Genomic DNA, 13,790 nt, shown 5'->3' with positions numbered 1-13,790 from the left:
AACGCGGCCCCGGGAGGCCGCGTTCTTTTGGTCTGTGTCAGGGAGGCTGGGGTTAGCCTGCCTTGAACTCCGGATAGGCTTCCATTCCCAGCTCCGACATGTCGAGACCGTTGATCTCGTCCTCTTCGGAGACGCGGATGCCCATGGTGGCCTTCAGGATCAGCCAGACGATGCCGGAGACCACGAAGGTGAAGGCGCCGATGGCAACGAAGCCGATGATCTGGGTCACGAAGGAGGTGCCTTCGGTGTAGAAGGGAACCGCGAAGGTGCCCCAGAAACCGGCAACCAGGTGCACCGGGATGGCGCCGACCACGTCGTCGATCTTCAGCTTGTCCAGCATCGGAACCACGAAGACCACGATCACACCGCCAACTGCACCGATCCACAGGGCGCCGAACAGCGAGGGGTCAAGCGGACCTGCAGTGATCGACACCAGACCGGCCAGGGCGCCGTTCAGGGTCATGGTGAGGTCGGGCTTCTTGAACATCACCTGGGTCAGCAGCAGGGCAGTGACAGCACCGGCGGCAGCGGCCATGTTGGTGTTGGCGAAGATGCGCGACACGTCGGTCACATCACCCACGGTGCCCATCGCCAGCTGCGAGCCACCGTTGAAGCCGAACCAGCCGAGCCACAGGATGAAGGTACCCAAGGTGGCCAGGGCCAGGTTGGAACCGGGCATCGGGATGGTCTTGCCGTCCTTGTACTTGCCGATACGCGGGCCAAGGATCAGGGCGCCTGCCAGGGCTGCGAAACCGCCTGCCGCGTGCACCAGGGTGGAGCCGGCGAAGTCGGAGAAGCCCATCTCGGAGAGGAAGCCGCCGCCCCACTGCCAGGAGGCTTCGATCGGGTAGATGATACCGGTCAGGATCGCCACGAAGATCAGGAAGGGCCACAGCTTGATGCGCTCGGCCAGGGTGCCCGACACGATCGAGGCGGTGGTGGCGCAGAACATCAGCTGGAAGAAGAAGTCCGAGCCGACAGAGGCATAGTCAAGCGAGGCATCCGCCGCGCCCAGGCCAACGGGCTCCAGAGAGGTCACCGAGAACCACGGACCCATCACGCCCGAGATCACCCAGTCGCCCGGATACATCAGGTTGAAGCCGATCAGCCAGTACATGATGGCCGCGATCGAGAACAGCGCGATGTTCTTGGTCAGCTGCATGGTCACGTTCTTGGAACGCACCAGGCCCGCTTCCAGCATGGCAAAGCCTGCCGCCATCCAGAACACCAGGAAGCCGCCAATGAGGAACAGCAGGGTGGTGAAGATGTAGGGGTTGATATCCGGGGCTGCCGCAGCCGTGTCCTGGGCCAGCGCCAGGCCCGGCAGGGCGGCAAAGCCTGCAGCGGCAAGTGAGAGTTTCAGTTTACGCATCTGTATTTTCCTCCGAAACGGACGCTTAAAGCGCCTCGAGGTTGGTTTCGCCGGTGCGCACCCGCACGGCCTGTGCCACATCCAGGACAAAGATCTTCCCATCGCCGATCTTGCCCGTGCGCGCGGTCGAGGAGATGGTGTCCACCACCTGGTCGGCCAGTTCGCCCGGCACCACGATTTCCAGTTTGACCTTGGGGACGAAGTTCACTTCGTATTCCGCGCCACGGTAGATTTCCGTGTGGCCTGCCTGGGCTCCAAAGCCCTTGATTTCCGTTACCATCAGACCTGAAACGCCGATTTTGGTCAGCGCTTCGCGGACCTCCTCGAGTTTGAAGGGTTTGATGGCTGCTATGATCATTTTCATCTCGACACCCTTTCCTGGACCGTCTGTTCCGCTCCATTCGCACCTGCAGAAAAGCGGCGCCCCCGAGTCGGGGGAACCGGAGGGGCTGGTTTTGAAGGGGGGTGGAGCGGTCTCGGCCTAAATATTTTGCTTAAAAAGTGGTCAATGCCCGCTTTTTGTGCGCTGTGAGGAGGGAGTTTGCAGCAAAACTGCCCCTCAACAAAGCAGGGGCAAGGGACTATTGTGTCCAAAACGGGCAGATTGCGCAGCATCGGGTGGCATCGGGCCGCCGGGTGACAAGGCGCCGAGCAGGATACGGATATGGCACAAGGATCAGGGCGCAGGCCACTGGTGGCGGATAAACGCTATCCCAAGGGTGGATCCCGAAAGGGGGGCGGCTCGACGCGCCGCGCCTCTGCCAAGGCGAAGAAGCCGGAGGCGGGCGGTCTGCTGGCGCGTTTGTTTGGTGGCGGCAAGAAGCCTCCCTCCCAGAAACGGGCAGCTCCGCGCAAGCCGAAACCCGCGCCCAGGCGCTCTGGGCGCGCGAAGCGCGGTGTCCTGGGGGTAATGCTGGCGCCGTTCCGCTGGGCCTTCCGGCTGGTCTGGGGGTTTGCCTGGCGGGTCGGGCTGGTCTGTACCGGCATTGTCGTCCTGGCGGTCGGCTATCAATACGCAAAGCTGCCGGAGGTTGCCGAGCTTCTGGATGGCCGCGCCCGCGGATCGGTGACCTTGCTGGATGAAAAGGGCGAAGTCTTTGCCTGGCGCGGGGATCAGTTCGGCGGTGTCGTCACCACTGAAACCGTCTCGAAACACCTGAAGAACGCGGTGGTCGCCACCGAGGACAAGCGGTTTTACCGCCATTTCGGCATCTCCCCGCGCGGGATTGCCAGCGCCGTGCGCATCAACCTCAGCGAAGGGCGCGGTCCTCTGTCTGGCCATGGCGGTTCCACCATCACCCAGCAGACGGCGAAACTGCTGTGCCTCGGCCAGGTCTATGACCCGGACGTCTGGGAGAGCGAACGCGCCTATGAGGCCGACTGCCGCAAGGGGTCCCTGTGGCGCAAGGCGACCGAGGCCGTCTATGCCATGGCGATGGAGGCCAAATACTCCAAGGACGAGATCCTCTCGATCTATATGAACCGCGCCTATATGGGCGGTGGCGCCTATGGCGCCGAGGCCGCCGCGCAGCGCTATTTCGGCAAATCCGCAAACCAGCTGAGCGCGGCCGAGGGCGCGATGATCGCGGGTCTTCTGACCGCGCCGTCTTCCCTGGCGCCGACGAACAACCTCAAACGCTCGCAGGATCGCGCCGCCACGGTTCTGCGCCTGATGCATGAGCAGGGGTATCTGACGGCCGAGGAAACCCGCCTGGGTCAGACCAACCCGGCCGAGCTGAGCGAGGCGGCAGACGCGCGCGCGGGTGGCTATTTTGCCGATTGGGTGATGGATACGGTGCCGAGCTACTTTGGCGATCAGACCTCCGAGGACGTGGTGATCCGCACGACGCTGGATCAACGCCTGCAGACAGCGGTCGAGGAGGCGATGAAACATGTCTTCTCCACCAAGGTGCGCGAAGGCTCCAAGGCCCAGGCCGCCATCGTGGTGATGAGTGCCGATGGTGCCGTACGTGCCATGGTGGGCGGGCGCAAGACGCGGGTGTCGGGGGTCTTCAACCGGGCCACCCAGGCAAAACGGCAGACCGGGTCGGCCTTCAAGCCCTTTGTCTATGCCACCGCGCTGGAGCTGGGCTATTCGCCGCTCGATAAGGTGCTGGACGCGCCCTATTGCCTGGATATCCCCGGTTCGGGGGAATGGTGTCCGCAGAATTACACCCGCAAATACTATGGCGAAATCACCCTGACGCAGGCCTTGCGGGATTCGCTCAATGTCCCGGCGGTAAAGATCTCCGAAGCCGTTGGCCGTGATCTGGTGCGCCGTGTGGCGGGCGATTTCGGCATCGACAACGAGATGGCCGAGGGGCCGGCGCTGGCGCTTGGGGCCTCGGAAAGCACGCTTTTGGAGATGACAGGCGCCTATGCGGGGATCCTGAACGGTGGCTCTTCGGTGACGCCCTACGGGCTGACCTCGCTCAGCCTGGTGGGGGATAGCGAGCCTTTGATGGGATCCAGCGGCGGCATGGGGGAACGGGTGATCCGCCCCGAAGCGGCGCGACAACTGGTCTGGATGATGGAGAAGGTGATTGCCGAAGGCACCGGCCAACGCGCGCAGATCCCCGGTTGGCAGGCGGCGGGCAAGTCCGGCACCACCCAGGCGGCGCGGGATGCCTGGTTCATCGGGTTCACCGCCGATTATGTGGCGGGTGTCTGGATGGGCTATGATGACAATACGCCGCTGACCGGGGTGACGGGCGGCGGTCTTCCGGCCGAGATCTGGCACGAGGCCATGGTGCGGGTGCATGCGGGTCTGGAGCCGAAACCCTTGCCGTTGCAGGAGCCGGTACCGGTTGCGGTGCCGCAGCAGCCTACTTCGGAGCGGGGCAACAGGCCGCGCCTGGGGCAGGAGTTGGGCCGGGCCGTGGACGGCATCTTACGTGACCTCTTCGGGAATTGATCCCGGCTAAGGGGAGGGGGATCTCCCGCCCACCTCAGTTGTCCTGACGGACCACAGATGCGGTTGGGCCCGGCGCCGCGCTACGCACGGCGCTCCCGCTCTCCCAATTCAAGCAAAGCGTCCTTTCGCAAGACGGACAGCGCCGCGCGTCGCGCGGCGCCGGGCCCAACGGGAGAGAGGCATTTTCAAATGTCGCTCTCCGGGCGGGAGGCCTTCGGCCTCCAAGTGGGATCTAAGGCAGATCAGCTCAGGCGCTTCAGCTCCGAGATCATCTTGTCGATGTCCCCGCGGTTGCGATCCAGAAGGGCACCGATCTCGGTGCGCTCGGTCAGAAGCAGGTTCACGCCTTCGATGTACATGTTGAAGAACAGATCCTTGCCCGAGCGGTCGGAGACCAGGAAGGTCACCTCGAACGGTGATTGCCCCTGCAGGTAGGCGATGGTCGAAACCTCGTACCACTTCTTGACCCGTTTGACGCCGGTGACCTCCAGCCGACCACCGATGAATTCCCGGAAGCGCTGGCCATATTTGCGGGAGATGTAGCCCTGGAACGCGTCGGAGAAGGCCCGTTTCTGGGCGCTGCTGGCGCGACGTCCGTCCACGCCCATGGCATAGGCGGCGATATAGGAGGTGTCGCTGTAGCGCCCGAAGATACTTTCGAAATCCCGGTACATCGCGGTTTCCGACTTGCCGGAGGCGATCACCTTGTTGATGTCGGTCACCAGGTTGCCGATCAGGCGGCTGGCGGAGTTTTCATCCAGGGCAGACAGTGCCACCGGGGCCGTCAATGTTGCGGCGGCGGCGGCGGCGAGAAACATACGGCGGTGCATCGTTAAAACCCTTCGGTATCCAGTTCAAACGGATCGATCTCGGCAATCTCCGCGCTTTGTCCCAGTTCAAAGCGACGGTTCTGCAGGTAGATCAGGCGCGCCTGCGCATAGCTGTCGGCGCTTTCATAAAGAATGGAGTCGATCGTATCGGAGTATCTGCCACGATCGCCAAGCTGATCAACGATCTTCGCGTAGATCCCGATGTCATCGGCAGGACTATGCTTAGCATATGAGATCGGGTTGGTGAAAAAGTCGACAAAGACGCCGACCGCGTCGCGGGTCGTGGAGGGGCCGAAAACCGGCAGCTCGACATAGGCACCCTCTTTGACACCCCAGACATGCAGGGTTTCCCCGAAATCGGTATCGACCTCGGGGATGTGAAAGGCGCTGGCGGGGTCGGACAGGCCGCCAACCCCCACGACGGTGTTGATTGCAAACCGGGCCAGGGCAGTGCCCGCTTCCTTGAGGTTGCCTTGCAGCAGAGCGTTGACGGCCTGGCCGGGCATCGACAGGTTTTCGGCAAAATACGAGAAGCTGGTCACCATGGGATCGGGGACGATTGCCACATACCCCTTGGAGGCCGGGCGAAAGGCAATCCGGTCGACGCCGCGGTTGAAACTGTGAACGGCGCGGTTGGTGTTCTCATACGGATCGAAGATCTCACCCGCAGCCTTCGCCGCAGGATCCTGCGTTGCACAGCCGGAGACAAGGAGCCCCGAAATCAGCAGGGCGCACACGGAAAAATATGAACGAGAAGACAATGACATCGGATCCGGGTTTTCCTTGGTCCAGAATTGGTGCACACCTTGGGGAAATATTGGGAAAATTTCTGTATCCCACCCGTACAAGGTTTTGATTGAATGACTGTGGCAATTTTGAAACATGTATCCAGCGCACAGCCGCTTCCCCCGCTTTAATATGAACTTTGGCCGTTGAACAGGTATCGGATCCGGACATGAGCGAAAAACACATCAAATCTGGGTTAGATGAGCTGCGTGCCGTGCGGCGGCGCAGCCGTGGGTTGTACTGGTCCACCGGCATTTTCAGCTTTTTCGTGAATATGCTGATGCTGACCGGTCCTCTTTACATGATGCAGGTCTATGACCGGGTCCTGGGCAGCCGCTCCGAGGCCACCCTGGTGGCGCTGTCGCTTCTGGTGGTGTTCCTCTATGGCATGATGGGCCTGTTGGACTACGCCCGGGGCCGGATCCTGGCCCGCGCCGGGGCGCGGTTTCAGGCGGAACTGGATCAGCGGGTGTTCGACGCGATGATTCGTCGCTCGGCGGTGGCGCGCGATCCGGTGGCGCAGACCGGGCTCAATGACCTTGAATCGATCCAGCGGCTGATTTCCTCTCCGGTTCTGGGCGCCGCCTTCGATCTGCCCTGGACGCCGGTGTTCCTTGCGGGCATCGCCCTGTTCCACCCCTGGCTGGGCCTGCTGGCGCTGGGTGGCGGCTCGGTCCTGATCGTCATTGCGCTGCTCAACCAGCTGTTCAGCCGGGCGCCGCAGCAAAAGGCCAGCATGTCGGGTCACAAGGCGAACCTGATGTCCGAGGAAATCCGCACCGAGGCGGAGATGATCCAGGCCATGGGCATGCGCGAGGCTGCCTTTCGCCGCTGGAGCAAGGCGCGTGTGGCCGCCTTGCGCGACACTCTTTTGGCCAATGACACCGGTGGCAGTTTCACCACCCTGACCAAGACCCTGCGCCTGTTCCTGCAATCGGCGATGCTGGGGCTTGGGGCCTATCTGGTGCTGCAGGGCGAAATGACGCCCGGCGCGATGATTGCCGGGTCCATCCTGATGGGCCGTGCCCTGGCGCCGATCGAACTTGGCCTGGGGCAATGGCCGCTGGTGCAGCGCGCCATGAAGGGCTGGGACAACCTGGCAGAGCTGCTGGCCAAGGTCCCGCCCGAGCAGGAGCGCACCGCCCTGCCGCAACCCAAGGCGCTGCTTGAAGTGCAGGGTCTCGCGGTGGTGGCACCCGGCGAAAACCGCGCCTTGCTGCGCAACGTGAGCTTCCGGGTGCAACCGGGGCAGGCCATCGGGGTGATCGGGCCGTCGGGATCGGGCAAGTCCACCCTGGCCAAGGCCCTGACCGGGGCTTGGCGCCCGGCTGCCGGCACGGTGCGGCTGGATGGGGCCTCTATCGATCAATATGCGCCGGATGTCCTGGGGCGGCACATCGGCTACCTGCCGCAGCGGGTGCAGCTGTTCGATGGCACCATCGCCCAGAACATTGCCCGGCTCAGCCCGGAACCGGATTCCGAAAAGGTCGTGGCCGCCGCCAAGAAGGCCGCCGCCCATGACATGATCGTCAAGCTGCCCGAGGGCTATGATACGCCGGTCTCTGCCGGAGGCGGGCGCCTGTCGGGCGGGCAGATGCAGCGCATTGCGCTGGCGCGCGCCCTGTTCGACGATCCGGTGCTGGTGATCCTGGACGAGCCGAATTCCAACCTCGACAACGACGGCTCCGTGGCGCTCAACCAGGCGATCAAGCAGCTCAAGGCCGAGAACAAGGCGGTGATGATCATGGCGCACCGCCCGGCGGCGATCCAGGAGTGTGACCTGTTGCTGGTCGTGGATCAGGGCATGCAGACCGCCTTCGGTCCCAAGGACAAGGTGCTGAAGGAAATGGTGGCCAACCATCAGAACATTCAACAGGCGCGATCCGCCGGAGGTGTGCAATGAGCGTGGAACAGGACTGGTCCGCCCGCCGCCCCCTGATGATCGGCCTGCTGGGCCTTCTGGTCCTGGTCGGCGGTTTTGGAACCTGGGCGGTGATGTCCTCGATTGCGGGGGCGGTGATCGCCACCGGCCGGATCGAGGTGGATCGCAACCGACAGGTGGTACAGCATCTGGATGGCGGTATTGTCGCGGAGATCGGCGTCGACGAGGGCGATACCGTTGCCGCCGGCGATATCCTGTTGCGCCTGGATGCCACCGATCTCACCTCGCAGCTGATCATCACCGAAGGCCAGTTGTTTGAACTGATGGCGCGGCGCGGGCGGCTGGAGGCCGAGCGCGACGAAGCCGATGAGATCACCTTTGATCCCGAGCTTCTGGCGCTTGCCTCAGAGCGGGCCGAAGTGCGCGACCTGATGGACGGGCAGGAGCGGCTGTTTTTCGCCCGCCGCGAATCCACCGCCCGCGAGATCGAGCAGCTGGAAAAGCGCCGCGCACAGATCCAGGATCAGATCGTCGGCATCAAGGCCCAGCAGGATTCGATGCGGGTGCAGCTGGAGCTGATCGGGCAGGAACTGAAGAATCAGGAAACCCTGCTGGAGCGCGGATTGGCTCAGGCGGGCACGGTCCTGAACCTGCGCCGCACCGAGGCGAACCTGGGCGGCTCTTTGGGAGAGCTGTTGGCCAACCAGGCCCAGGCCGAGGGGCGCAGCACCGAGATCGACATCCAGATCCTGACCCTGGGCACCCAGCAGCGCGAAGAGGCGATCACCCGCCTGCGCGACCTGCGCTACCAGGAGCTGGAGCTGGCCGAGACCCGTCGCTCGATCCTGGAGCGGCTGAACCGGCTTCATATCACCGCGCCGGTGTCGGGCGTGGTCTACGGGATGCAGGTGCATACGCCGCGCTCGGTCATCCGCCCGGCGGAGCCGGTGCTGTACCTGGTGCCGCAGGATCGTCCGCTGGTGATCGCTGTGCAGGTGGCGCCGACGGATATCGACCAGATCTTTGTCGGGCAATCGGCGGCGCTGCGGTTCTCGGCGCTGGATCAGCGCCAGACGCCGGAATTGTTCGGCAAGGTCACCCAAGTTTCTGCCGATGCCTTTGAACAGGAGGGCACCGGCCTGTCCTATTACCGGGCCGAGGTGGAGCTGAACGAGGGCGAGCTGGAACGCCTGCCTGAAGGCGCGGTGCTGATCCCGGGCATGCCGGTGGAAAGCTATATCCGCACCAATGACCGCTCTCCCATGGGCTATCTGGTGAAGCCGCTTGCCGACTATTTCGTGAAGGCCTTCCGGGAAAGCTGATGCGTGCCGCTCTGGCGTGATGCCGGGGCGGTTTTGCTCTTTTCGCCCGGGCGCATCGGCGCTAGCGTCGCCTCCAGATACAGATCCGGAGGACATAGATCATGAGCATCGAAGCCAGACTTGCAGAATTGGGCGTCACCCTGCCCGAAGCCCCGGCACCGGCGGCGAACTACGTGCCTTACGTGGTGGCGGGCGATATGGTCTATGTCTCGGGTCAGATCTCGGCCGACGAAAACGGGCTGATCACCGGCACCTTGGGCGATGATATGGACGTAGAGGCCGGGCAGGCGGCGGCGAAACGCTGCGCCATTGCCTTGCTGGCGCAGCTGAAAGCGGCCTGTGGCGGCGATCTGGAACGCTTGGTGCGGGTGGTGAAACTGGGCGCCTTTGTAAACTCCACTGCCGATTTCACCCAGCAGCCGCAGGTGGTCAACGGGGCCTCCGATTTTCTGGTCGAAGCCCTGGGCGATGCAGGGCGTCACGCGCGCTCTGCCGTTAGCAGCCCCTCGCTTCCCTTGGGCGTCGCGGTGGAAATCGACGCGGTGTTCCAGATCAAATGAGGCCGTCCCTGCCGCAGTCCCTGCTGCGCCTGCCGGTGGCCCATCGTGCGCTGCATGACATCGCGAAGGGTCGCCCCGAGAACAGCCGCGCGGCGATCCGCGCGGCGATTGCCGCTGGCTATGCGATCGAGATCGACCTGCAGCTGTCGTCGGATGGCTGCGCGATGGTGTTCCACGACGATGACCTCGACCGGCTGACGGATGAGACCGGCCCGGTGCGCGCCCGCAGCCGGGAGGCGTTGCGCGCCATTGCCCTGAAAGGCGGCGATGGCGAGGGCATCCCGGATCTGGCCGAGGTGCTGGACCTGGTGGCCGGGCAGGTGCCGCTGCTGATCGAGGTGAAGGATCAGGACGGGCAGATGGGGCGCAAGATCGGCCCGCTGGAGGCTGCGGCGGTCAAGGGACTGGAAGGATACAGGGGCGATGTGGCGCTGATGTCCTTCAACCCTCATTCGGTGGAACGGCTGGCAGCGCTGGCGCCGCAGATCCCGCGCGGCATCGTCACCAGCGCCTATGTGCCGGAAGACTGGCCGGAACTGCCCCGCGCCGTGTGCCACGACCTGCGCAACATCCCCGATTTCGAACGCAGTGATGCCTGTTTCATCAGCCATGAGGCCGCGGATCTGGCTCGTCCCCGCGTGCAGGGCCTGCGGGATGCAGGCGTGCCGGTCCTGTGCTGGACGATCACCTCGCCCGCAGAAGAAGCAGCCGCGCGCGGCCTTGCCGACAATGTGACCTTTGAAGGTTATCTTTCCGCCCTGCCGACTTGATCCCTGCCCGCCAGGGGCCAGATACTGAGGCAAAACAGCAAGGGCCAAAACGGGCAGATGGAGCAGGCACAGATTGAAATCCGGGTGTTGGACAGCCTCGCGCAGATCGCGGGCCGCGACTGGGATGCCTGCGCCTGCCCCGAGGCCGCCGATGGCGGGCGGCCGCTCGATCCCTTCACCACCCACCGGTTTCTGCTGGCGCTGGAGCAAAGCGGATCTGTCGGGCGCGGCACCGGCTGGCAGCCGCAGTATCTGGCCGCCTATCAGGACGGGGTACTGATCGCCTGCGCGCCGCTTTTTGCCAAGTCGCACAGCCAGGGCGAATATATCTTCGATCACAACTGGGCCCATGCCTATGAGGGGGCAGGGGGGCGGTACTATCCCAAACTGCAGATCGCGGTGCCCTTCACCCCCGCCACCGGGCGGCGCTTCCTGGTGCGCCCCGGATATGAAGGCATCGGCCATTCCGCACTGGTGCAGGGCGCGGTGCAGCTGGCGGCGGACAATCGGCTGTCGTCGTTGCATGTGACCTTCTGCACGGAAGCGGAGGCTCAGATCGGCGAAGAAATGGGCCTTATGAGCCGCGCCACCCAGCAGTATCACTGGCTGAACGACGGCTATCGCGATTTCGAAGACTTCCTCGCGGCGCTGTCGTCGCGCAAGCGCAAGACCCTGCGCAAGGAACGGCGGGCGGCGCAGGATTTTGGCGGAGAGATCAGCTGTTATACGGGCGCCGATATCCGGGCCGAACACTGGGATGCCTTCTGGGCCTTCTACCAGGACACCGGCAGCCGCAAATGGGGCACGCCCTATCTCACGCGGCAGTTCTTCGATATCGCGCATGAGCTCATGGCCGAGGATATGCTGCTGGTCCTGGCCGAGCGGGACGGGTGCCCCATTGCGGGCGCGCTCAATTTCATCGGGCGCGAGACTCTGTTCGGCCGCTATTGGGGCTGCATCGAACATCACCCCTTCCTGCATTTCGAACTGTGCTACTATCAGGCTATCGAGAGGGCCATCGCCATGGGGTTGTCCCGTGTGGAGGCCGGGGCGCAAGGGGAGCACAAGCTTGCGCGCGGCTACCTGCCGACCCAGACGCATTCCCTGCACTGGATTGGCGATCCGGGCTTTGCCGATGCCGTCAGGCGCTATCTGGAGGCCGAACGCGCCGCCGTGGAAGAGGAGATCGAGATCCTGACGGACTATGGTCCCTTCAGAAAGGCCCAAGTGGAGGAACAGGAATGAGCGAGAAACTGTCAGATGCCGCCCGTGGTCCGCTGCTGGATCCACTGTTTCGGGCGGGCTGGAGCATGGTGGAGGGGCGCGACGCCATCACCAAGACCTATACGTTCTGCAGCTTTGATGCGGCTTTTGGCTGGATGACCCGCGCCGCGATCTGGGCCGAGAAGTGGAACCACCACCCCGAGTGGAGCAATATCTACAACCGGGTCGTGGTGGTGCTGGCCACCCATGATGTGGGCGGGCTGAGCGCGCTGGATGCAAAACTCGCCCGCAAGATGGACGGGCTGGCCGAAGCCTCTACCCGGCAGCCGGAGATGGCCTAGGGTTTGTGGGGCCCGGCCCTGGAACGAGCGGATACCTGCCTGAGACATGATTACCGGTTGAGCGCCACGGGCGTTGGCGACAAGATTGAATCGGTCGCCCGGATCCCCGGTGCCAGCATCTGTCTTGCCGGGGGAGAACTGCCAGCAATTGGAGATGGCAGGGGGCAGACCATATCGACCTGCATGAAGGAGGAATGACACATGAGGGTTTGGGCGACAGCAGCAACGGCTGTTCTGATGGCATCTCAGGCATTCGCAGGCTCATACGAGGTGAGATGCGAGACACGGAAGGTGCCGTATCAGGAAACCGTGAAGGGGGGCAGCCCCGAAAAGATCATCGGCGGCGCGATCGTGGGTGGCGTGATCGGCAGGGTGGTGACCGACAAGAACGCCGGTGCGGCCGTCGGGGCCATCGTTGGCGGCGCCGTGGCCAATGAGACCAGCAAAAGCACCGTCACCAAATACCGGGATGTCGAGACCTGCACCAATGTGTTCATTCCCGATCGCATCACCGATACCGCGCAGCTGCAAAAGGTTTTGGCCGATCTGAACGCGGGCACCCCCGTCAGCAAGGAACTGACTATGGACGCGCAGTATACGATCGGTGTCGCCCATGACGGGCAGTGGGGGCCGAAGTCGCGCCTGGCGGCCGAGAAATACCTGGCAAACCTGGCTCCCGATGCGCCCCTCTATTCGCTGGTGGTCAATGATGTGGTCGTCGTCAGCTCGGCCGACGTCAATGCAATCAATCAGATCAAGGACGCCCTGCTGGAAGCCGGAGTCGCCTCGCAGATCTTCGTCGATCTGGAGTAGCGTCCCGACCTGACCAAGGGGTATCTCTCTGCAGGTTTGGCCCGGTCCGCCTTCGGATGTATGCAGGACAAACAGGTCTATCCCAGCATGGCCGGGATAGGCTGTCAGCCAAACTTCCCCAGGATGAAAGCACGGGCTTTTTCATTTTGGGCAGCGGTGAACAACCTTTCGGTCGGTCCCAGCTCCAACAGTTCCCCCAGGTGGAAATAGGCGACCCGATCGGCAATGCGCCGGGCCTCCATCATCGAATGCGTCACCACGACGATTGAATGATCTCTCCTGAGGCTCAGGAGCAGCTCTTCGATTTTGGCGGTTGCAACCGGATCAATGGACCCCGTTGGTTCATCCATCAGCAGAACGTCGGGCTGCGTCGACAGGGCACGGGCAATGCACAACCGTTGTTGTTGCCCGCCTGACAGGTCGGTGCCGTTTTTCTTGTGCAGATCGTCCTTAACCTCGTCCCACAGATGCGCCCGGCGCAGGCAATCTTCGACATGGGTTTTCATCTCGGCGCGGCTGCGCACCAAGCCGTGGATGCGAGGCCCATAGGCGACGTTTTCCCAGATGGAAGACGGAAATGGGTTCGGTTTTTGTGCCACCCAGCCAAAGCGGCGGCGATGGAGAGGCGGGTCGATCCTGGCACTGTAAATGTCGCTGTCATCCATCACGATGGTGCCTTCGATGCGAACGCCCCGCGTGTCGTCATGCATCCTGTTCAGACATTTCAAGGCCGTGGACTTGCCGCATCCCGATGGGCCGATGAAGGCCAGGATCTCAGAGCGGTAAAGGTCGAAGTTCACCCCTTTCAGCGCATGTGTCTCATCGTACCAGAGGTTCAGATCACGGATCTCCATGATCGGTTCGCTATTAGAGTGGCTCCGCGACTTGTGCGAAACCGGTTTTGGCATGCCGTCCAGCATTCTGGCCTCCTGTTTCGGTGCACTTGAGGTACCAAAATCAGGTTCACCGCCCGGGA

13 protein-coding genes are annotated in these 13,790 nt (G+C 63.2%); 8 read left to right on the top strand and 5 right to left on the bottom strand.

The window, feature by feature from the left end:
- Positions 1-52: 52 nt before the first annotated feature.
- Both amt and PXK01_RS08925 read right to left on the bottom strand, forming a co-directional pair.
- On the bottom strand, positions 53-1,372 hold the full coding sequence (amt, locus tag PXK01_RS08930; RefSeq protein ID WP_274847539.1) for an ammonium transporter: 1,320 nt from the start codon (positions 1,370-1,372) through the stop codon (positions 53-55).
- A gap of 25 nt (positions 1,373-1,397) precedes the next feature.
- Positions 1,398-1,736 (bottom strand): P-II family nitrogen regulator, encoded by a 339-nt coding sequence (locus PXK01_RS08925; RefSeq protein ID WP_274847540.1) that lies wholly within the window; start codon positions 1,734-1,736, stop codon positions 1,398-1,400.
- A gap of 300 nt (positions 1,737-2,036) precedes the next feature.
- Between PXK01_RS08925 and PXK01_RS08920 the strand changes: the two genes are divergently transcribed.
- The gene (locus tag PXK01_RS08920; RefSeq protein ID WP_274859715.1) at positions 2,037-4,286 is read left to right on the top strand and encodes a transglycosylase domain-containing protein; all 2,250 of its coding nucleotides are present in this window, start codon (positions 2,037-2,039) and stop codon (positions 4,284-4,286) included.
- Between the two features lie 242 nt (positions 4,287-4,528).
- Here PXK01_RS08920 and PXK01_RS08915 read toward each other — a convergent pair whose 3' ends face one another.
- Together PXK01_RS08915 and PXK01_RS08910 are read right to left on the bottom strand one after the other, a co-directional pair.
- Positions 4,529-5,116, bottom strand: a complete 588-nt coding sequence (locus PXK01_RS08915; RefSeq protein WP_274859714.1) for an MlaC/ttg2D family ABC transporter substrate-binding protein — start codon at positions 5,114-5,116, stop codon at positions 4,529-4,531.
- Positions 5,117-5,118: 2 nt separating this feature from the next.
- Positions 5,119-5,883 (bottom strand): MlaA family lipoprotein, encoded by a 765-nt coding sequence (locus tag PXK01_RS08910; RefSeq protein WP_274859712.1) that lies wholly within the window; start codon positions 5,881-5,883, stop codon positions 5,119-5,121.
- A gap of 188 nt (positions 5,884-6,071) precedes the next feature.
- Between PXK01_RS08910 and PXK01_RS08905 the strand changes: the two genes are divergently transcribed.
- The 7 genes from PXK01_RS08905 to PXK01_RS08875 all read left to right on the top strand — a co-directional run bounded on the left by PXK01_RS08905 (position 6,072) and on the right by PXK01_RS08875 (position 12,814).
- Positions 6,072-7,805, top strand: coding sequence for a type I secretion system permease/ATPase (locus tag PXK01_RS08905; RefSeq protein WP_274859711.1), 1,734 nt, complete (start codon positions 6,072-6,074; stop codon positions 7,803-7,805).
- A complete protein-coding gene (locus PXK01_RS08900) occupies positions 7,802-9,106 on the top strand; it encodes an HlyD family type I secretion periplasmic adaptor subunit (RefSeq protein WP_274847544.1) in 1,305 nt (434 codons plus the stop codon). Before PXK01_RS08905 ends, PXK01_RS08900 begins: the two co-directional genes overlap by 4 nt.
- A gap of 101 nt (positions 9,107-9,207) precedes the next feature.
- Positions 9,208-9,666 carry a RidA family protein gene (locus PXK01_RS08895; protein ID WP_274847545.1) on the top strand — a complete coding sequence of 153 codons (459 nt, stop codon included), beginning with the start codon at positions 9,208-9,210 and terminating at the stop codon, positions 9,664-9,666.
- A complete protein-coding gene (locus tag PXK01_RS08890; protein ID WP_274847546.1) occupies positions 9,663-10,436 on the top strand; it encodes a glycerophosphodiester phosphodiesterase family protein in 774 nt (257 codons plus the stop codon). The genes PXK01_RS08895 and PXK01_RS08890 overlap by 4 nt, the downstream gene beginning before the upstream one ends.
- Positions 10,437-10,493: 57 nt before the next feature.
- On the top strand, positions 10,494-11,681 hold the full coding sequence (locus tag PXK01_RS08885) for a GNAT family N-acetyltransferase (protein ID WP_274859710.1): 1,188 nt from the start codon (positions 10,494-10,496) through the stop codon (positions 11,679-11,681).
- The gene (locus PXK01_RS08880; RefSeq protein ID WP_274859709.1) at positions 11,678-12,001 is read left to right on the top strand and encodes a 4a-hydroxytetrahydrobiopterin dehydratase; all 324 of its coding nucleotides are present in this window, start codon (positions 11,678-11,680) and stop codon (positions 11,999-12,001) included. The genes PXK01_RS08885 and PXK01_RS08880 overlap by 4 nt, the downstream gene beginning before the upstream one ends.
- Positions 12,002-12,292: 291 nt before the next feature.
- The gene (locus PXK01_RS08875) at positions 12,293-12,814 is read left to right on the top strand and encodes a hypothetical protein (RefSeq protein ID WP_274847550.1); all 522 of its coding nucleotides are present in this window, start codon (positions 12,293-12,295) and stop codon (positions 12,812-12,814) included.
- 104 nt (positions 12,815-12,918) lie between these two features.
- Here PXK01_RS08875 and PXK01_RS08870 read toward each other — a convergent pair whose 3' ends face one another.
- Positions 12,919-13,668: a phosphate ABC transporter ATP-binding protein gene (locus tag PXK01_RS08870; protein ID WP_274859708.1), complete on the bottom strand. Its 750-nt coding sequence runs from the start codon at positions 13,666-13,668 to the stop codon at positions 12,919-12,921.
- Between the last annotated feature and the right edge of the window lie 122 nt (positions 13,669-13,790).

The sequence above is a fragment of the Phaeobacter sp. PT47_59 genome, assembly GCF_028890025.1.
Taxonomy (GTDB): Bacteria; Pseudomonadota; Alphaproteobacteria; order Rhodobacterales; family Rhodobacteraceae; genus Phycobacter.
The sequence above is the reverse complement of the archived record's forward strand: the minus strand, read 5'-3'. Positions and strand labels throughout refer to the sequence as shown.